This is a genomic window from Deltaproteobacteria bacterium (genome assembly GCA_019308995.1).
In the GTDB taxonomy this organism is placed as follows: Bacteria; Desulfobacterota; Desulfarculia; order Adiutricales; family JAFDHD01; genus JAFDHD01.
On the sequence record JAFDHD010000024.1, the window covers coordinates 18,752 to 36,855 of the forward strand.

At 52.8% G+C, this 18,104-nt stretch carries 20 protein-coding genes and 1 pseudogene; 9 read left to right on the plus strand and 12 right to left on the minus strand.

Annotated features, from left to right (window positions below; all coding sequences use genetic code 11):
- Position 1 precedes the first annotated feature (1 nt).
- From iorA to JRI95_06285, 7 genes and pseudogenes are all read left to right on the plus strand, one after another.
- Complete coding sequence (gene iorA, locus JRI95_06255) at positions 2-1,864, plus strand: indolepyruvate ferredoxin oxidoreductase subunit alpha (GenBank protein MBW2061153.1); 1,863 nt, start codon at positions 2-4, stop codon at positions 1,862-1,864.
- Entirely contained in the window at positions 1,861-2,442 is a 582-nt protein-coding gene (locus JRI95_06260) for an indolepyruvate oxidoreductase subunit beta (protein MBW2061154.1), read from the plus strand. The genes iorA and JRI95_06260 overlap by 4 nt, the downstream gene beginning before the upstream one ends.
- A gap of 27 nt (positions 2,443-2,469) precedes the next feature.
- On the plus strand, positions 2,470-3,267 hold the full coding sequence (locus JRI95_06265) for an SPOR domain-containing protein (GenBank protein ID MBW2061155.1): 798 nt from the start codon (positions 2,470-2,472) through the stop codon (positions 3,265-3,267).
- Positions 3,239-4,648, plus strand: coding sequence for a sulfatase (locus JRI95_06270; GenBank protein MBW2061156.1), 1,410 nt, complete (start codon positions 3,239-3,241; stop codon positions 4,646-4,648). The genes JRI95_06265 and JRI95_06270 overlap by 29 nt, the downstream gene beginning before the upstream one ends.
- A 94-nt stretch (positions 4,649-4,742) precedes the next feature.
- Positions 4,743-5,594 carry an NAD(+)/NADH kinase gene (locus JRI95_06275; protein MBW2061157.1) on the plus strand — a complete coding sequence of 284 codons (852 nt, stop codon included), beginning with the start codon at positions 4,743-4,745 and terminating at the stop codon, positions 5,592-5,594.
- A 40-nt stretch (positions 5,595-5,634) separates the two neighbouring features.
- Positions 5,635-6,044 (plus strand): annotated as a pseudogene (locus JRI95_06280) (GxxExxY protein).
- A 63-nt stretch (positions 6,045-6,107) separates the two neighbouring features.
- The gene (locus JRI95_06285; GenBank protein ID MBW2061158.1) at positions 6,108-6,386 is read left to right on the plus strand and encodes a Smr/MutS family protein; all 279 of its coding nucleotides are present in this window, start codon (positions 6,108-6,110) and stop codon (positions 6,384-6,386) included.
- A gap of 138 nt (positions 6,387-6,524) precedes the next feature.
- Here JRI95_06285 and JRI95_06290 read toward each other — a convergent pair whose 3' ends face one another.
- From JRI95_06290 to JRI95_06315, 6 genes are all read right to left on the minus strand, one after another.
- Positions 6,525-6,794 carry a hypothetical protein gene (locus tag JRI95_06290; GenBank protein MBW2061159.1) on the minus strand — a complete coding sequence of 90 codons (270 nt, stop codon included), beginning with the start codon at positions 6,792-6,794 and terminating at the stop codon, positions 6,525-6,527.
- A complete protein-coding gene (locus JRI95_06295) occupies positions 6,794-7,483 on the minus strand; it encodes a hypothetical protein (protein ID MBW2061160.1) in 690 nt (229 codons plus the stop codon). The genes JRI95_06290 and JRI95_06295 overlap by 1 nt, the downstream gene beginning before the upstream one ends.
- Before the next feature lie 17 nt (positions 7,484-7,500).
- On the minus strand, positions 7,501-8,712 hold the full coding sequence (locus JRI95_06300; GenBank protein MBW2061161.1) for a PilT/PilU family type 4a pilus ATPase: 1,212 nt from the start codon (positions 8,710-8,712) through the stop codon (positions 7,501-7,503).
- A 14-nt stretch (positions 8,713-8,726) separates the two neighbouring features.
- Complete coding sequence (locus JRI95_06305) at positions 8,727-9,809, minus strand: type IV pilus twitching motility protein PilT (GenBank protein ID MBW2061162.1); 1,083 nt, start codon at positions 9,807-9,809, stop codon at positions 8,727-8,729.
- A 33-nt stretch (positions 9,810-9,842) separates the two neighbouring features.
- Positions 9,843-10,238: a phage holin family protein gene (locus JRI95_06310; protein MBW2061163.1), complete on the minus strand. Its 396-nt coding sequence runs from the start codon at positions 10,236-10,238 to the stop codon at positions 9,843-9,845.
- 331 nt (positions 10,239-10,569) lie between these two features.
- Positions 10,570-11,337, minus strand: a complete 768-nt coding sequence (locus JRI95_06315) for a 3-hydroxyacyl-CoA dehydrogenase (protein ID MBW2061164.1) — start codon at positions 11,335-11,337, stop codon at positions 10,570-10,572.
- A gap of 540 nt (positions 11,338-11,877) precedes the next feature.
- On the opposite strand from JRI95_06315, the gene JRI95_06320 reads away from it, so the two are divergent.
- Positions 11,878-12,684 carry an enoyl-CoA hydratase/isomerase family protein gene (locus tag JRI95_06320; GenBank protein MBW2061165.1) on the plus strand — a complete coding sequence of 269 codons (807 nt, stop codon included), beginning with the start codon at positions 11,878-11,880 and terminating at the stop codon, positions 12,682-12,684.
- Positions 12,685-12,730: 46 nt separating this feature from the next.
- Here JRI95_06320 and gcvH read toward each other — a convergent pair whose 3' ends face one another.
- Entirely contained in the window at positions 12,731-13,108 is a 378-nt protein-coding gene (gene gcvH / locus JRI95_06325) for a glycine cleavage system protein GcvH (GenBank protein MBW2061166.1), read from the minus strand.
- A 244-nt stretch (positions 13,109-13,352) separates the two neighbouring features.
- On the opposite strand from gcvH, the gene JRI95_06330 reads away from it, so the two are divergent.
- Positions 13,353-14,078 carry a hypothetical protein gene (locus JRI95_06330; protein MBW2061167.1) on the plus strand — a complete coding sequence of 242 codons (726 nt, stop codon included), beginning with the start codon at positions 13,353-13,355 and terminating at the stop codon, positions 14,076-14,078.
- Between the two features lie 18 nt (positions 14,079-14,096).
- Here the strand turns inward: JRI95_06330 and greA are convergent, their stop codons facing one another.
- From greA to JRI95_06355, 5 genes are all read right to left on the minus strand, one after another.
- Entirely contained in the window at positions 14,097-14,561 is a 465-nt protein-coding gene (gene greA / locus JRI95_06335) for a transcription elongation factor GreA (protein MBW2061168.1), read from the minus strand.
- A 417-nt stretch (positions 14,562-14,978) separates the two neighbouring features.
- Positions 14,979-15,866: a hypothetical protein gene (locus JRI95_06340; protein ID MBW2061169.1), complete on the minus strand. Its 888-nt coding sequence runs from the start codon at positions 15,864-15,866 to the stop codon at positions 14,979-14,981.
- A gap of 51 nt (positions 15,867-15,917) precedes the next feature.
- Positions 15,918-16,247 carry a hypothetical protein gene (locus JRI95_06345; GenBank protein ID MBW2061170.1) on the minus strand — a complete coding sequence of 110 codons (330 nt, stop codon included), beginning with the start codon at positions 16,245-16,247 and terminating at the stop codon, positions 15,918-15,920.
- A gap of 2 nt (positions 16,248-16,249) precedes the next feature.
- On the minus strand, positions 16,250-16,798 hold the full coding sequence (locus tag JRI95_06350; protein MBW2061171.1) for a glycogen-binding domain-containing protein: 549 nt from the start codon (positions 16,796-16,798) through the stop codon (positions 16,250-16,252).
- The gene (locus JRI95_06355) at positions 16,798-17,274 is read right to left on the minus strand and encodes an RNA polymerase sigma factor (protein ID MBW2061172.1); all 477 of its coding nucleotides are present in this window, start codon (positions 17,272-17,274) and stop codon (positions 16,798-16,800) included. Before JRI95_06355 ends, JRI95_06350 begins: the two co-directional genes overlap by 1 nt.
- Positions 17,275-18,104 lie beyond the last annotated feature (830 nt).

Genomic DNA, 18,104 nt, shown 5'->3' on the forward strand with positions numbered 1-18,104 from the left:
CATGCATCCACTGCTTAAGACCAGATCAGGTCAACAAAAACTGCTCCTGGGCAACCAGGCCATCGTCCGGGGCGCCCTGGAAGCCGGTGTCGCCTTTGTCACCTGCTATCCAGGCACCCCCTCTTCCGAGATCTCAGACGCCTTTTTTGAACTTTCAGCCGAAACCAACCTCTACTTCGAGTATTCAACCAATGAAAAAGTCGCCCTGGAGGTCGGCGCCGGCGCCGCCGCTTCCGGTCTGCGCACCCTGGTGGTCATGAAGCACGTCGGGGTGAACGTGGCGGCAGACCCGCTCATGACCCTGGCCTACGTTGGCGTCGAGGGCGGTATGGTCGTCATTTCCGCAGACGACCCTTCCCTCTTTTCCAGCCAGAACGAGCAGGATAACCGGTATTATGGCAAACTGTCCAGCCTGCCCATCCTGGAGCCGTCTTCTCCAGCCGAAGCCAGGGAGATGATCAAAGACGCCTTCGACCTCTCTGAAAGCCTTAGGCTGCCCGTCATCTTCCGAACCACGACCCGCATCAATCACTCCCGTGGCACAGTCACTTTCGGCCGCATGAAAAAAAGGATCACCCAGGGCCGTTTTGTTAAAGACCCTGGCCTCAAGGTAACCCTGCCCGCTGTATCCCGCGTCCTGCACGGCATGCTCATCGAGAAGTACGCCCGGGCCTTCCAGATGGCCAATGCCTCGCCGCACAATTTCGTCAAAGGCCGAGGCAGACCGGGGATCATCACCAACGGCATCAGCTACGCCTATGTCATGGACGCCCTGAGCGACCTGGGCCTGAAAAGCAGGATCGCAGTCCTTCGTCTCGGGTTCAGCCATCCTTTCCCCAAGAAGCTGGTGCAGCGCTTCCTGCGCGGCCGGGACAAGGTACTGGTGGTCGAGGAACTCGAGCCGTACATGGAAGAAGAAACCAGGGCCGCGGCTCAGGAAGCCGGGCTAACCCTCAAGATCGCTGGCAAGTCAGACGGACTTTTCTCCCGCCTTTTTGAGTTCGATCCGGGCATGGTTCGGGCCGGGATAGCCAGGTATTTCGATCTGAAATACAAGGCGCCCAGGCCGATCAAAACGGCAGACCTGCCAGAAACACCCAGCCGCCCGCCGAACCTCTGCCCCGGCTGCCCTCATCGTTCCACCTTTTACACCGTCAAGAAAATCGCCGGTCCTGACACGGTTTACCCGACCGATATTGGCTGTTACACCCTGGGCTTCATGCCGCCCCTGCGCATGGCCGACTTCCTGCTGTGCATGGGTTCGTCCATCTCCACCGCCTGCGGCATCTCCAGGGCCACGGGCCGCAAGACAGTGGCCTTTATCGGTGACTCGACCTTTTTCCACGGCGGCCTGACCGGCCTGGTGGACGCGGTTCACAACAAGCACAATGTCCTCCTGATTATCCTGGATAACGGAACCACGGCCATGACCGGCCACCAGATTCACCCTGGCGTGGACACGACACCCATCGGCCGCGATAAAAAGCAGATCCGCCCTGAAGACGTGGTCAGAGGGCTGGGGGTGGAGGACGTTTACGTCGTCAAGCCCCGCAACCTCAAGAAAATGGAGGCAGCGGTCAAAGCGGCCATGGCCCATGAAGGCGTTTCGGTCATCGTCTCTGAAGAAATCTGCCCCCTTTACGCCCAGCGCATCGGCCAGTTCACCAAGAAGATGGTCTTTAGGGTGGATCAAGCCAGGTGTAAAAACCGGCGCGACTGCCTCAATCTTCTGGCCTGCCCGGCATTTTATCTGGATGAAGACAAGGTCATGATCAATCCTGACCTCTGCATCGGATGCGCCGTGTGCAGCCAGGTCTGCCCGGAGCATGCCATCCGGCCGGTCAAACTAGGAGAACTGTCATGAATATAATCCGGATCCATATAACCGGTGTCGGCGGGCAAGGCACCCTGCTGGCCACGAGCCTCATCGGCGAAGCCGCACTGCTGGCCGGAGTCAACGCCAATATCAGTGAAGTGCATGGCATGGCTCAGCGGGGCGGAGTCGTTGAATCAGCCGTCGTCATCGGCCCGGCCCTGAGCACCATTATCTCTGACGGCGAAGCGGATATTTTACTGGGGTTCGAACCTTCGGAGACCCTGCGCGCCGCTAATAAATGCGGTTCAGATACCCTTGTCATAACCAACTCACATCCGCAGCCTCCCTTTACGACAGCAATTGGCCAGGGGAGATATCCCGATGTTGATCCAGCCCTGGCGCAGCTGGCCAAGAAGGTCAGGCGCCTGATGGCCCTGGATGCAGACGCCTTTGCCCATCAGGCCGGGAGCATTTTATCCATGAACATGGTCATGCTGGGGGCGCTGGTCAGGCACGCCGACCTCCCCGTCAAGGCAAATCATCTAAAAAAAGCCATAAAATCAAATACAAGGAAGACATTCTTAAAGATGAACTTGAAGGCTTTTGACCTGGGATATAACCATTGACCTGAACCGTTTTAAAACACCGCTGACATGAAACTGAACCGGCGCAGAGGCAGAATATCAACTCCGGCTTACCTGGCCGTCTTACTTGTCCTGGCCGGGGCAGCTGCAGCCGCAGCCTTTTACCTTTACTTTTATCTGCCTTCGGCCGGGCTTGAATCTGAGCTGGAAATAACGGCCCGGGCCGTGGCCCTGCCTCGGACAGCCCCGATTCAATCCCGGGTCAAGTACACCTTCAGTTCTGACGAACTGAAAAAAAGGCTCATAAGCGAAATTGTGGTTCCGAAAAGGGCTTCCAGGCCTAAAGCCGCGCCCAAACCAACCCCTCCGCTTCTTCCATTACCACCTCTGGGCCGACCTCAAGCCAAGCTCACGCCGCCTACTGTCCCCATGCTCAAAATACCTCCAGACTCCGAACCGGAAGCAAAACCATCACCCGGCCCTGAAAGCGGCGAACGCTCTCCCGCCCCGGTCTGGGTCCTAAATGTGATTTCCACCGAGATGCCGGAAAAGGCCCGCCGTTTTGTCGAAATTCTGCAAAAGACTTCTTACCGGGTTTACAGCTACAGGGTGGAAGGAGAAAAGGCGAGTTGGTACCGCGTGCGCGTCGGTTTTTTCTCCACGCGCCAGGAGGCCGAAGCCGCGGCCGCCTTTCTGGTCAAGGAATACCAGATGCCCCAGGCCTGGATCCTCACCCCGGCCCCCATGGAGGTGGCCAGGTATTTTCGTAATCAATCATCCCGGCCCGATCGAAAGCCTCTCCCGGCCGATCACCAGGCCGAGCAGGATGAACGAATAGATGAATTCAGTACTCCTGATCTCCATTGACGCCTTACGGGCCGATCACCTGGGATGTTACGGCTACCCGCGCCGGACCTCCCCGAACCTGGACCGTCTGGCCCGGGAAGCGGCCCTGTTTGAACACGCCTTTGCCCCCAGCTCATACACCATTCCCTCTTTTACCTCTTTGATGACCGGCCGCTGGCCGAGCTGGCACACGGCCAAACTGTTTCTTCAAGCGCCTTACGCCCTGACGCCGGACATGGTCCCCCTGGCCGAACTCATGGCCGCTTTTGGCTATCGAACCGCGGCCTTTATCAGCACCATCGTCTTGAGCCGGCAGAACAGCGGCCTGGATCGCGGGTTCGAGGTCTATGATGAAGAAACTAGGGTTCCGGAACTTAACCGCCCCATGTTCCTTTACCGCAGGGCTGAGGACACGCTGGCCGCCGCGGCAGCGTGGCTCAAGGAGATCAAGGATGAGCCCTTCTTTCTCTGGGTTCATCTTATGGATGCCCACGGCCCCTACACCCCGCCCCCGCCCTTTGAGACTCGCTTCGCTGGCGACGGCCTGACCCTGACCCCCTTTGACCGGCTGCGCCTGCCGCTTACTGAAACACAGATCACTCGAAAGACCGCGCCCGAAGATTACATCCCGGGCATCCCGGCCTATCAGGCGCTCGGGTTCGAGCCGTCCAGCCCGCCTAAATATGAAAGCCGTTTCAAGGAGTACCTTGACCGGTACGACGGCGCCATCGCCTATGCAGACCTGGCCGTCGGACGCCTCCTGGCTTTGCTCAAGAGCCAGAACCGGTATAATGACGCCATCATCATCGTGCATGCCGATCATGGCGAGGCCTTTGGGGAGCAGGGGGTCTTTTTCTTCCACGGGCTGACCGTGACCCGGGATCAGATCCATGTGCCTTTGATCGTCAAGGCGGCGCAGCTGACCCCGGGCCGGTATTCGGCCCCGGTTTCCCTGTGCGACATCATGCCCTTTCTGGCTGAAGCCCTGGACCTGGATGCCCCGGGCGGCGTGATGGGCCGCTCTTTACTCGCCAGGCCCGATCCGCAGCGCTTCATTCCGTCCCAGATCCTGAGGCAGCTTGCCATAATCAATAACGAGAATCTGTATCTTTATGGACAAGGATACTTTGAGCCGCCGAGGCACGGAACACTCTTTGAAACGCAGCATGGGCTCGAGTTCCTCAAGCGCACCCTTCCCTGCCGCCGCTTCGAGTATCAAAAAGACCCCCTGGGCTATTATCCGCTCAAGCCCGGGCCGGAAGGACCCCGCCTGGACGACTGGGTGCAAGAATTCGTGAGTGAGGCCAATGCTCAGGTTTTTGAAGCAGAACCGCTAATACGCGAGGACCAGGCAAACGACAGCTTGACCGAACGCTTGCGCGCTTTGGGATATCTGGATTGATTCGTTCAGGGTTGCCCGTTATTTACATCAAGCGCTTTGGAGAAAAACCAAATTTTTACTTGCCCCTGAACAAGGGGTGGGATAGAGTTTAGGCATGCAAAAGATAGGCTTGGTGGTAAAAAAGGGCGCACGCAAGGCCCGGAAGGCAGCGAAAGAATTAGAGGCCTGGCTCAAGGAGCAGGGGCTCGAGGTTTTTATTGATGAAGTGGAAGTGCAAAATAGTTCGGAGTCCTGCCGCACCGAACCGCCTTCCCCCATCCCGGATGACGTTGATTTGATCGTGGTCCTGGGCGGGGATGGGACCCTGCTCTATGCGGCCCGCGCCGTCAGGAAAAGCGGCGCTCCTCTTCTGGGCGTCAACCTGGGCGGTCTGGGTTTTTTAACTGAAATCGGATTGAAAGACCTGTATGCGACCATGGAAAAGGTCCTGGCCGGCGATTTCATTGCCGAAGCCAGGATGATGCTCACCGTTTCGGTTCAACGCTCCGGCCGTTCCATCGCCCGGTACACGGTCCTCAACGACGCGGTCATCAACAAGGCGGCCCTGGCCAGAATCCTGGACCTCAAGGTCAGGATAGACGGCCGGAACCTGACGTCCTTTCGCGCGGACGGCTTGATCATTTCCACGCCCACCGGCTCGACAGCCTATAACCTTTCAGCCGGCGGGCCCATTGTCTACCCGGCTCATGAGACCATACTCCTCACCCCGATCTGCCCTCACACCCTCAGCAACCGCCCCCTGATACTGCCCGAAACCGCTCAGATCGAAATAGAGATGGACCCCAGTGCTTCAGACATGATCCTCACGGCAGACGGGCAGGTCTTCTGCGACCTTAAACCCGGCGACACGGTCATGGCCCGCCGCGCCCGCACCAGGATTTCTCTGATCAAGAATCCGTATAAAGACTACTTCGAGATCCTCAAGACCAAGCTCGGCTGGGGTTAAGATAGGAATATTCACCGCAGAGTTCGCAGAGAACGCTGAGATGAAAAAGGAAATAAATGAGATCACCGAAACGATAATCGGTTCGGCCATCGCAGTTCATAGAGAACTCGGCCCCGGTCTCTTAGAATCAGCCTATGAAGCCTATGAGAAGCCTATGAAGCATGTTTAGCTTACGAATTGGTTGAGAGTGGGCTGTTCGTGGAACGGCAGAAGGCTCTACCTGTAATATATCGAAATATAAGAGTGGACTGCGGTTATCGCATTGATCTGCTCGTGGAAAGAAAGATCATAATCGAACGTAAGGCGGTCGAGAAACTGGAACCTATCCACCAGGCGCAGCTTTTATCTTACCTGAAACTGTCTAACTGCAAGGTGGGACTTTTGATCAATTTCAATGTTAAAGTACTGAAAAACGGAATACGCCGATTAGTTTATGATTTAGAAGAATAATTTTTCCGCGCTCTCTGCGCTCTCTGCGGTAAAAAGCCATCAGCCATCACCGGAGGTTGACTGATGAACGATGATGAAGTTATCGTCGTTCCCATTGAAGACAGCATTGATTTGCACACCTTTCGCCCGGAGGAAGTCTCCTCGCTGCTCATGGATTATTTTCAGGCCTGCCTGGAAAAAGGGATCAAGGAGGTCAGAGTCATTCATGGCAAAGGCACAGGCCAGCTGCGGGCCGGTGTCCTTTCCTTCCTTGAAACATGCAGCCTGGTTAAGTCTTATTCCCCGGCCCCGCCGGAGCGAGGCGGCTGGGGCGCCACCATTGTGAAACTAGCAGGCCGCTGAACCGGCTTGCGCACTGCTCAAAAGATCGGTTGAGACCTTTTCGGGCGGGGATAAACCCCGCCCCTACAACTGGATTTCGGCGTGCGCGGGAATGACAGCGGGAGTAAAGATTAATGGATTAAATGAGGAGGGACAGGCTCAGTGTCTGAACCCAAGGCGGTCGAGGTTCTGGACGGTTGCAGTGTAATACAGCCCCAGCTCTTTCAGGAGCCGGTTGGTCGCCTCTTCGACCTGCTGGATGTCGCTTTCACTGATTTCATCCAGAGCCACGGAACTCAAGGCCGATTTGAGCTGTTCGAACTTCTGCGTCAGGATGGAGTCGCGCTGCTGGGGATCCAGAAAGCCGTGGACCTCAACAATGGTCCTGACGCACGATGACAGGCGCAGTCTTTTCCTTACCGCGTCCATCAAGATCTTCCCAGCTCTCGCGAAATCTCGAAGAAGACCTTATAGAACCGCTCATACTCAACCAGGGCCTTGTGGATGATCTTATCGAACCTGGATTCATCGTTTAACGATATGACCGCATTAACTGAAAGCTGGAAGGCAGTCATATAATCCAGGCTATGGTAGTCTTTCCCGAACAGGGCCAGGAAAATGCGGCGCCGGGTGGACATGATCATGGGCTGGATGGTCCTTAGGATGGGGTGGAATCCATCGAGATGCCCGTCGTAGTTTTCATGGAGCAGGATAGCATGAAACTGGGTGACCTTGAGCTGCCGGAGCACGTCCCGGATTGATTCAGGCAGGACCGGGACATAGCCCAGGTCGGTCATGATTTTTGCCAGGCTGTCCCGCTGAGGGCCTTGGTCAAAGCAGATCAGGGCCAGTTTAGCCCCCTCTTCGTAGAACTCGCCAACAACGTCCTCCTCGCCTTCATCAAACTCCAGTTCGGGCTGCGGCGATTCGGGTTCCAGCTCCACGCTCAACTCCCCGGGCCCGGCCGAAGCAGGTTCCTGGACATCCTGAGCCGGGACCAGGATGGAGTTCCTGGTTTTGCACCTGGGGCAGGTAAAGGTGAAATCCTCGCCCGGGACTAACTTGTCATCAGGCAGGTTGATCTTTACGTGACAACTCGTGCATTCGACCTTCATCATGGCCTCCAGGTCTGATGTTAGCTTTTCTTGCGGCGAGCCATGGCACGCTCACGCGCCATTTCTTCTTCCGTCCGGCCGTATTTACTGTCAACGGTCAGGCCTTCGATGTCCGTTGTCTTCTCGCCCCTCTCTGCCTTCTGGGTGTCAATCCCCCGTCCGACAATCGCCTTCTTAGAGGCATAGGCCATGGAGTTCTCTTCAGAAATCAAGCCTTGCTTGTAAAGGCTGAGGATGGACTGGTCAAAGGTCTGCATGCCAAACGGATTCAGTTCTTTAATCGTATTGTAATAGGTCTTTTCCTCTGTCTCTCCATTGAGGATCATGTCCTTGATCTGAAGATTGGTGCCCATGACTTCGAAAGCCGCAACCCGGCCGCCGCCCTCCTGAGGCAGCAGGCGCTGGCTCACGATCCAGCGCATGGTGTCAGCCAGACGGATGCGAACCTGATGTTCCTCCTCCTGATCGAACATGCCCAAGATACGATTTATGGTCTGCCCAGTGTCAACGGTATGCAGGGTCGAGAGCACCAGGTGACCGGTCTCAGCCGCGGACAGACCGATCTCGACCGTCTCCCGGTCCCGCATTTCACCGACCAGGATGACCTTGGGGGCCTGCCGCAGTGCCGCGCGCAGGCCATTGGCAAAGCTGTCAAAATCCTGGCCCAGCTCCCGCTGGTTAAAGGTTGATTTTTTATGAGGATGGACGTATTCGACCGGGTCCTCGAGGGTGATGACGTGCACCGCTTCTTTTTCATTGATATCGTTGAGCAGGGCGGCCAGGGAGGTGGTCTTGCCGCTGCCAGTAGCTCCGGTAACCAGGATAATCCCGTTCTTTTCCCGGGCCATGATCTTGAAGGCCGGGGGTAATTTTAGCTGATCAATGGTTGGAATCGTGGTTTCGAGTTTTCTTAAAACCATGGAGTAGCAGTTGCGCTGGGAGAAGATATTACCCCTGAAACGGGCCTTGCCTGCCAGCTGGTAGGAAAAATCGCAGGAACCCTGTTTGACCAGGTCCTCGGTCAGACGCCGGTCATTGTTGATCAGGTTCAAGGCAAAGATCTCCGCCTGAAACGGCGTCAGGGCGTCAATTTCAGGCTTGAGGTCGAGTTCAATCAGCTGGCCTGAAGATTCGACCTGGAATTTTTTGCCCACAGTGATGTTCAGGTCTGAAACATTGCTGTGGGATTCGAGCATCTTACTTAGAATGTAATCAATCTGTGACTGCTGCATGGCACTGCCTTCCCTTACGCGTCGGTGAAATCATCCGGCGATTTGGTGAGATACTGTCTGAACTTGGCCTTATCAAGGCACTTGTTGTAACCATCGTTCGCGTCAATCCGGCCGGCGTTCAGATGATCCAAAATGGCGTCGTCAAGCGACTGCATGCCGAATTTCTTTCCGGTCTGAATGACTGAGGGAATCTGAAAAGTCTTGCTTTCTCGAATCAGGTTACGGACGGCCGGAGTGGCCAGCATGATCTCCAGGGCGGCCACGCGTCCCTTTTTATCAATCCGCTTGAAAAGAGTCTGGGCCACAACCGCCCGCAGGCCGTCGGCCAGGGAGGACCGAATCTGAGCCTGCTGGTCGGCCGGAAACTGCTCAATCATGCGGTCCACCGTCTTGGCGGCGCTGGTGGTGTGCAGGGTGCCAAAGACCAGGTGGCCGGTATTTGCGGCCTCGATCGCCAGAGCGGTGGTCTCCAGGTCGCGCATCTCACCGACCATGATAATATCCGGGTCCTCGCGTAAGGCCCCTCTCAGGGCGGCGGCAAAGGACCTGGTATGCGTCCCGACCTCACGATGGTTCACCAGGCAATTTTTACTCTGGTGCACAAACTCCAGGGGATCTTCGATGGTTATAATGTGATCCCGGCGAATGCTGTTGCATTCGTCAACTATAGCAGCCAGGGTGGTGGACTTGCCGCTGCCCGTCGGGCCCGTGACCAGGACCAGGCCCTTGGGAAGACTGGACAGTTTTTTGATTACCGGTGGCAGACCAAGCTGATCCGTGGTCAGAATCTGGCTGGGTATCTCCCGAAAAACAGCTCCGATGCCCCATTTCTGATTGAAGTAGTTAGCTCGATAACGGCTCAGGCCCGGAATCTCATAGGCAAAGTCCACGTCACCGCTCTCTTCAAAGACCTTGATCTTCTCCTCAGGCGTGATTTCATAGAGCAATTTTTTAAGATCGTCATTTTCCAAGGTCTTGTAGTTGATACGCTCCATCTCCCCGTTGATGCGCAAGATCGGCTTGCTGCCCGTAGTCAAATGGAGGTCAGAAGCGCCCTGATCGTTCATAAGTTTAAAGAATGCGTCAATCTGAGCCATATTTATAGAACCTCCTTAATAAACTGCTTGAACTTATTTCCACCGGCCGTCAGAACTTTTGCGCATCTCCATGTACTCGACCCGCCCTTTTGAATTTATAAAGGAGTTGCCCAACCAGCTGACAATGCTCAGCAGGAGGGCGCCCCAAAAGGCCGCCCAGAAGCCATGAACATGAAAGCCCTTGATAACCGCGGAGACGATCATGAGCATGAAGCCGTTGAGAACCAGAATAAACAGCCCAAGGGTCAGGATGGTCAAAGGCAGTGTCAGAATGATCAGTACGGGCCGAACAATGGCATTGAGCACGCCCAGAACGGCGGCCGCGATCAATGCGTAAACAAACCCCTCTACCTCGATACCAGGAACCAGGTAGCCAATAAGGAGCAAGGATATGGTACTAACGAGCCAGCGCAGTAAAAGACCATTCATTATTCCAAACCGACATTACCTTATGAATTCTCTAGATTATTATCATATCACGGCTAAAGGTTCAAGCCTCGATTGGCCTGAATAAAAACACGCGGGAATCCAGATCTCACCGCGGAGACCGCGGAGAGCGCAGAGGAGTCATTCTAGCGCAAGCGGGAATCCAGAGAGTAGGGGCGGGGTTTATCCCCGCCCGTATATGTCATTCCCGCGCAGACGGGAATCCAGAACAGCAGAGCCTGGGAACGAGAACTAAAAATACCTTAAAAACGTAAAAAGGAAGCCCGAAGGCTTCCCTTTTAAGGTTTTACAGGTTAACCAAAAAACACCCCGCTCACCTGGGCGCCATGCGGATGGCCCCGTCCAGACGGATGGTCTCGGCGTTTAACATGGGGTTTTCAATGATCTGGCGAGCCAGCATGGCATATTCGCTATCCTTGCCAAACCGGGTCGGGAAGGGAGTTTGCGCCAGCAAGGCATCCCTGTTCTTCTGCGGCATGAGGGCCATCATGGGGGTATCGAATATGCCCGGAGCAATGGTACAGACCCGGATTCCGGAGCGGGCCATATCCCGGGCGATGGCCAGGGTCATGCCGACGATGCCAGCCTTGGAAGCAGAATAAGCTGCCTGCCCGATCTGGCCGTCCCAGGCGGCCACAGAGGCCGTGTTGATGATCACGCCCCGCTCGCCGTCCTCATTCGGCTCGTTGTCCTGCATATAAAACGCGGCCCAGCGCGTGGCGTCAAAGGTCCCGATCAGATTGATCTTAACGATCATGGTAAAGGCATTCAGGTCATGAGGCCCTTCCCTGCCCACCGTCTTCATCGGCAGGCCGGCGCCGGCGCAATTTATTAAAATATCTATCTTGCTGAAGTTCTCCAGCGCGGTTTTCATGGCCGCCTGCACTTCCTCGGTCTCGGTGACGTTCGTCTTGGCAAAGACGGCGCGGTTCCCGAGTTCAGAGCACACCGCCGGCCCTTTTTCTTCATTCAAATCCAGGATCACAAGATTTGCCCCCAAACTGTGAAGAAGTCTGGCCGTGGCCGCGCCCAGGCCGCTCGCGCCTCCAGTGATGACAGCCGTTTTACCATTAATCTCCATGCCTGTTCCTCCTTGAGAAGTTTTAATGAAAGGATTAAAAAAATTCGCTCAGATTGCCTGATCAAACCAGTACTGTTCCAATGCCCGTTTACGTGGCTTCCGCTTGAATTTAGAGGGCTATCTTTGCATTTATGACGGCCAAGATCAAGGATAATTTAGTTTTTTTACGCTCGTCTGAAGACAGCTTGATAATTCGGTCTAAAAAGGTATAGATTAATCATTATATTTAAAATATTAGTGAAACGGTCTTGATATGTTAATATGTAACGATGAAAAATTTAGAGAGGTGGCTTCAGGAGAATATTGAAGACGTAAGGAAGTAAAAAAATCACCAGATACCCCTGGCAGGGTCAGAAATGTCCCTGCCTTTTTTTTATTACGTTAGGTAAAAAACCATCATAATTGCACCTGCTTTATTGATAATTATTTGAAATTAAATTAAAATCGTTTATAAATGTCCTCGCTATGGCTGCATTAAATTGGAGGCCATTGCTGTATAATCGAAGTTAATAAAGCTTATCAAGAAAGTGGAGGAGGATTATGAATTATAAGAACATTATCGTTGCGAATGAACGAGGGATCACAACCATAACCTTGAACCGTCCTGAGAAGCTCAACGCCTTGGACGCAAATATCTTGCAGGAGCTAATCAAGGCGATTGATGAGGCCAGGGAGGACGATGAGTCAAAGGTGATGATTATCACCGGCGCTGGCCGTGGTTTCTGCTCTGGGGCGGATATCACGTCAACAGCTCTGGGTACGGATACCAGGCTGCCAGGGATCAATCGCTCCCATCGTCTCGAACCTTTTATCCTATTTGGGGCGGTGATGAAGCGGTTGCGAAATTTTCACAAGCCTATTCTCGTTGCCATTAATGGTATGGCTAGCGGCGGTGGTCTTTCTCTTGCTTGTTTGGGGGATATAAGGATTGGCTGCGAGGAAGCCAAGTTTAGCGCCATCTTTGTGAAAAGGGGATTGGTGCCCGATTGCGGCGCATCTTACCTCCTCCCCAGGATTGTGGGGACACAGAACGCCCTAAAGCTTATGTGGACCGGCGACATTATTGACGCCAGAGAGGCGGAAAGAATCGGTCTGCTAAGCGGTGTTGTGCCTGCTGATGAACTTATGAGCACTGTAAAGGAGCTGGCCCTTCAGATCGCCCATGGACCTTCAACAGCTATCGAGCTAATGAAACGCATGGTATATGAGGGGCTGGAAGCGAACAGCTTCTCTCTTTCCATGGCCTATGAAGGTTGGGCCCAGGAAATGTGCTACCTGACAGAAGATGTTCAGGAAGGAATTAAGTCCTTCATGGAAAGAAGACCTTCTAATTTCACAGGCAAGTAAGAAGGGCACGCCTGGGAGTTTCTCGATAAAGGGTGAATTTTGTCCTTCAGTCATTTATTTGATCCAGGTATGACAGGTACTCCTCCCCGGTCATCAGCTCATCCAGCTCGCCAGGATCAGAGGGAATAATCCTGGTGATCCAGCCGCGGTCTTCAGGAGACTGGTTGATCAGGGTCGGGATGTCCTCAAGCTCCATGTTGGACTCAATAACATCACCGCTTATGGGCGCGATCAGGTCGCTGGTCGTCTTGGTTGATTCAATCTGGCCGAATTCATCCCCGGCAATGAGTTTATCGTCCGCCTCGGGTAAATCCACGTAAACAATCTCGCCCAGCTCTTCCTGGGCATGATCGGTAATGCCGACCAGGGCTTCATTCCCATCCATCTTAACCCAGGTATGCTCCTTGTGATATTTGAAAATCATATTGCGAGTCTCCTCCTGATATTTGCCTTTTTCATTCACAGACCAGAACTGATCGCATGAAAACGCGCCGGGTTCAGGCGGTCCTGATCGGGGAACATAGCTCACTTGGGCCTGCAACTCAATACCTTTTATTAGAGATCTGCCGACCTTTGGGAAAGCCGGTCAGGGCGTGGATGCTCTTGACTTATTCCCTCAAGCAAGCTATTTTTTAAATTACAACCCATGGGAATTGTGAGGAAGTAACATGAAACGAGTATTATACTCCGGGCTCATTCTGGCCCTTCTGGCAGTGGGAGGCTGCACCGGGTATACTTACATGCCCGTGCCTTTTAAGGCGCCCGAGGCCTATCTCAATCATCAGCGCCTGGATGGGGCGGTGATTGCCATACGAAGTTACTCCAGCAGCATTGAGGCCAAAGAGGCCTTTGGTTTCGACATCATAGGCGCCGGCCTTCTTCCCCTTCAGATCATTATGGACAACAAAGGTCCTCATTCCTACGAGCTTGTCCCGGCGCAGACCCTTCTTAAAGACGCTGATAATAATTTATGGAACATCTTGCCAGCCGAAAGAGCTTACGACCGGGTGAACAAGAAGGACGAGCTGGCGCGTCTGGGCAAAACTGGCGCCAAGTCAGCCGCGTTAACCGGCGCGGCCGGGGCTATTCTGGGTTTTGCCTTGGGGGTGATAACCGACTCTGACATCAGCCGGACAACGCTTAAAGGGGCCACGGCCGGTGCGGCTCTGGGCGCTGTGGGCGGAGGTTCAGCCGGTTACCATGACCGTCAGGCCAGGAACCGCATTGCCCGGGACCTGCGGGAAAAAAGCCTGAAAAGCGGGACTTTCCGTGCCAAGGAGTTTGCGCACGGATTCCTTTTCTTCCCGGCTGAGGTCAAGAATCCCAAGCTCCTGCGCCTGAAACTTAAGGAAAAAAACACGGGCCGCATTCATATTCTGGAGTTTAGGCTTTAAAGGAAAGGCCGGAAGGCGCTACCTGATCTCCACGATCTCCATCTCCTGGACGCCTCCAGGAGCCTTGACTCGAACCTCGTCCCCCTCCTCCTTGCCGATCAAGGCCCGACCGAGAGGAGAGGTTACGGAAATGCGGCCCTTTTCAGGATCAGACTCATAAGGCCCCACCAGCATGTAGCTTTTTTGTTCCCCTGTCTCACTATCTTCTAGTGTAATCCTGGCGCCGAAAACGGCCCGGTCATGAACCTGGCTGGTGTCAATAATATCGCACTCCCCGATCTGAACCTGAAGCTCGGCGATCCGGCCTTCGATAAAGGACTGGCGATCCTTGGCAGCATGATACTCGGCGTTTTCCATGATGTCACCGTGAGCCCGGGCGGCTTTTATGGCTTTCACGTTGGCCGGCCGTTCGATCTTGATCATCCTATCCAGTTCCTTTTTGAGATTCTCATACCCTGGGCGTGTAATAGGCGTTCTTTGCATCGTTTTACTCCCCACCAACTCAAAACCGGCGGCCAGTCCAGGCTACCGGCATCAGACTTGCGGGTATTTTTGACTATCCTATTTTTTCTGGCTTGCTAAAAATCAGCCGGACATGACAAATAATAGGTCAAATGGCTCCCTTTTCTCTTACCAGAGGCACCATGGCTCTGTCAAGATGCCCGGGCCTGAAACTGGACTATTAGAGCAATTGCTGAGTTGCCCCCGGTTTCTTTGGACACGAAATTGCATTAACGTGAGAAGAAGTTGTTCAAGGAGGTCGGGTCATGAAAGAGGAGAGGAAAATAATGGGAGAGGTCGTTGGCATGACCGGAGGCAAGCCAACGACTGGCGGCCAGGGTGGACCCCTGGGGCCGAAACAGCGCTGGAGTGTCAGCCGAAAAAAGGAAGGATTTAAGGCTAATTGCCACTACCTGAACCTGAACCACCTCCACCGCCATGCCCTCCTGAACCTGAACCGCCTGATCCTGCATCACTGGAGCCACTTGAATCCGTGCCGCCGGAGTGGTCTGAACCACCACCTGTTTTTGAATCCTGGTCTTCAGTATTTTGTCCACCTTTGAAAGAATGGGTGTATTCATTGGCTACCTGGGCAGGGGAAACTGTTCCAGATTTAGTCATGAAGGTATTCCTCATAGTCACCATTTCCCGTACTGTTGACTGGTTCTCGAGGGCCAGACTGATGAGGTCGGCTGTGTCACGGGAACTAAGACCAAGGCGTGCCATGTCGCGAGTCGTCTTAAGGCTCTCTTCACTAAGCTCCAAGGCCTGTGCATGATCCATGGTGTGGATCCTCTCTTGTAACTGGTTCATGATCCCTTTCATATCCTGCTCTTCCACGCCCGCGACCATGCACGCGGCAATGGTATTCGCTAACATACGGATCTGGGACCGTTCCTGGGTTATCATTCTAGCCTGGTCGTATGCCGAAGCAAACCTGGAACGAACCTTTTCCATGGCCTGTAAAATAGTCTCCGCCTTTACTTGCTTGGCAATACCCTCATTTACCTTACTCGTGATCGGCTCCACGGGCAATTCCTTCTCACTGGTCTCCATCACAATCTGATGGGCTCGCAAAATATGCTCTTCCCTGAATCTGGTTTGAAGCATTAGGCGAGTAATTTCCATGGCGTCATCGCTATCGATTCCCATCCTAATCATGGATCTCACACTGGCCCTGACACTTTTCGTGGCGCTTTGAGGAAGCCCATCGTCAACCTCGTCGGCCAAGGCGATAGAACAACCGAAAAAAATCACGCACGCGATAATAATAAATATTTTTTTCATGCCGTCACCTCTCACGGGTCTTATCAATATAACGAGCAGCCTCGATGAAGGTTACAATTCAGGGACGTATACACAGTTTTTCGATCCGAAATCATCAAACTGTTTCAATCTACAGGAAGGGATAAAATGTACCCCATCAATCATATAAAAATAAGTAAAGGCACGATTTGCTGGCAAGGTCACTGCCCAGGTTGAGCCGGCTTTTTTTTCAGCAAGGTGAAGTTTGAATCCGTCCAGGGAGGAGGCAAAATAGACTATTACAGCATCAGATTTGTTCAGGTACAGGTAAAGTGAGTTTGTCCCGACCCGATAATGATGACTGCCCCCGCAGCCGGCTAGAGTAGTAGTTAATACGATTGCTGGAAGCAGGTACCACTTCATGTTTAGACCCCAATCCGAAGGATCGAATTCTCACCTCCAAAATCATCCTTTTCTAGAGTCAGAATGGTTGGATCGGCGACCCTCAGCCGGTCCTCGAAAATATAACTAAACTGATGCTCTCCGTGTGGCAATTCAAGAGTGATTTCCCAGTATCCGGTCGTACCTACTCTTTTCAAGGGGACCTTTTGCCACTGCGTGAAACTCCCGGCGATTTCCACTTTTTTTACGTCCGGACGATGGATCACAAACCTATGCGGGGTAGTAGTTATTTTAGCTGGCATCAGCAGGAAGAGCAGGATAGCCGCAGTCACTGCAGCAGCCGGGACCATATATCCAACAGGACGCAGCCATGAGAACGGCTTCCTTTTTTCTGAAGGTAGCACTGCTTCCGGAACACGATCCGTAACGTCGGACCGGAGTCTCTGCTCTAATTGCAGGAGCGCGATGGATTTGTCCTTAAAGGACTTATCCTGATGAACCATTTCAATATATTTGATTTTTTCTTCCATGTTCAGTTCGTTATCGATGAACATACTGATGAGATGATCCATTACTTTTCTCCTACTGTAAGGATTTTTTTAAGCGCAAGGCGGGCCCTATGGACCTTAACCTTCACGTTTGCCTCGCTGATTCCCACCACAGAAGCGATTTCCCGATACGAAAAGTCGCTGCTTATAACCAGAGTTAGGATCTCCCGTTCACCAGGTTCGAGTTCATTCATGGCAGTCAATACCTCCTGGTATTCGCTCCGCACAAGGATAGTGTGTTCGCCATCATTGCTCCTATCACCCGGATTATCATCAAATTTTACGCTGCGCTTCGATTCGCGGTGATGATCGAAAAAGGCGTTCCGGGCAATAGTATATAACAAGGTTTTTTGGGGTTCCTTGTCACCATAGTGCTCTATATGCCGTTTAAAACTTTCCTGCATGAGGTCACCAGCCAGGTAATAGTCACCGGTCATCCGCATCAGGTATCCGAACAGCTGATCTTTGTGCTGTATGTAGAACTCCTTATATTTTTTCATACTGTCTATGGTTATAACGCGAACCAGGTTTAATGGTTACAGATTTTCTAAAAATATAGTCGTTTGAACCAGAACGGATTCGGCATAGAGATATCAATCAAAGATTTATTAGGAAGCCGTACACCTGGAGTTCCGGGGACATCCATGATAAGAGTATGTCAAGGGAAAACGGAGATTTCCCTCAGCCCTCCAAACAGGATACTTAATTGTTGTCCATTAACTCTCAGATGCAATCTTCAAAGTAGTTAGGAACCAACCATTGTTCCAAAAACGGGTCTCCTCAACTTTTCCTTGTCAGGTCAATGATACAATAATCCCCGCCTCTCATTACAGGACAACGTAACAAAGAAAAAGAACAGCCAATTGTTGGGTTTCGCTCCGCTCTACCCAACCTACAAAACTGTACAGGAGAATCAGCCCGCCGATTTTAGAATTTAAGTATTGGTATCGTATTTCTGGATAATAGAAGTATTAAATTCCCATACAAAAAGGACGTTGAATCCATGAGGCCCTATTGCAGAAGCTAGCGAAGTTATTGGAGAAAGATTGATTTTAAGAGACTTGTAATGCCTCGATTTCAATTGATCGTTTTTTAGATGATGGTCGGCAATGGCGCGTACTTCCTCCCAGGTATGCTCCCTTGAAAGAAAGATACCCATCTTATAAGTATGATTGAGCGCTTAATTAGTGCCTGTCCGGTTTTCTAAGTATTTGGGTTAAAAGTAAAAAAAGCGCATTTTATGCTGGCCATTAGTTCTTCGGATAGTGTAGAATAAGTTATAACGTCTTAAAAAGACTATCAAAAGAAAGAATGAGCCACACACAAAATG

Bases quoted from the DNA above. Each gene is read 5' to 3' on its own strand.
- iorA (MBW2061153.1), top strand. From the start codon at position 2: ATGCATCCACTGCTTAAGACCAGATCAGGTCAACAAAAACTGCTCCTG.
- JRI95_06260 (MBW2061154.1), top strand. From the start codon at position 1,861: ATGAATATAATCCGGATCCATATAACCGGTGTCGGCGGGCAAGGCACC.
- JRI95_06265 (MBW2061155.1), top strand. From the start codon at position 2,470: ATGAAACTGAACCGGCGCAGAGGCAGAATATCAACTCCGGCTTACCTG.
- JRI95_06270 (MBW2061156.1), top strand. From the start codon at position 3,239: ATGAATTCAGTACTCCTGATCTCCATTGACGCCTTACGGGCCGATCAC.
- JRI95_06275 (MBW2061157.1), top strand. From the start codon at position 4,743: ATGCAAAAGATAGGCTTGGTGGTAAAAAAGGGCGCACGCAAGGCCCGG.
- JRI95_06285 (MBW2061158.1), top strand. From the start codon at position 6,108: ATGAACGATGATGAAGTTATCGTCGTTCCCATTGAAGACAGCATTGAT.
- JRI95_06290 (MBW2061159.1), bottom strand. From the start codon at position 6,794: ATGGACGCGGTAAGGAAAAGACTGCGCCTGTCATCGTGCGTCAGGACC.
- JRI95_06295 (MBW2061160.1), bottom strand. From the start codon at position 7,483: ATGATGAAGGTCGAATGCACGAGTTGTCACGTAAAGATCAACCTGCCT.
- JRI95_06300 (MBW2061161.1), bottom strand. From the start codon at position 8,712: ATGCAGCAGTCACAGATTGATTACATTCTAAGTAAGATGCTCGAATCC.
- JRI95_06305 (MBW2061162.1), bottom strand. From the start codon at position 9,809: ATGGCTCAGATTGACGCATTCTTTAAACTTATGAACGATCAGGGCGCT.
- JRI95_06310 (MBW2061163.1), bottom strand. From the start codon at position 10,238: ATGAATGGTCTTTTACTGCGCTGGCTCGTTAGTACCATATCCTTGCTC.
- JRI95_06315 (MBW2061164.1), bottom strand. From the start codon at position 11,337: ATGGAGATTAATGGTAAAACGGCTGTCATCACTGGAGGCGCGAGCGGC.
- JRI95_06320 (MBW2061165.1), top strand. From the start codon at position 11,878: ATGAATTATAAGAACATTATCGTTGCGAATGAACGAGGGATCACAACC.
- gcvH (MBW2061166.1), bottom strand. From the start codon at position 13,108: ATGATTTTCAAATATCACAAGGAGCATACCTGGGTTAAGATGGATGGG.
- JRI95_06330 (MBW2061167.1), top strand. From the start codon at position 13,353: ATGAAACGAGTATTATACTCCGGGCTCATTCTGGCCCTTCTGGCAGTG.
- greA (MBW2061168.1), bottom strand. From the start codon at position 14,561: ATGCAAAGAACGCCTATTACACGCCCAGGGTATGAGAATCTCAAAAAG.
- JRI95_06340 (MBW2061169.1), bottom strand. From the start codon at position 15,866: ATGAAAAAAATATTTATTATTATCGCGTGCGTGATTTTTTTCGGTTGT.
- JRI95_06345 (MBW2061170.1), bottom strand. From the start codon at position 16,247: ATGAAGTGGTACCTGCTTCCAGCAATCGTATTAACTACTACTCTAGCC.
- JRI95_06350 (MBW2061171.1), bottom strand. From the start codon at position 16,798: ATGGATCATCTCATCAGTATGTTCATCGATAACGAACTGAACATGGAA.
- JRI95_06355 (MBW2061172.1), bottom strand. From the start codon at position 17,274: ATGAAAAAATATAAGGAGTTCTACATACAGCACAAAGATCAGCTGTTC.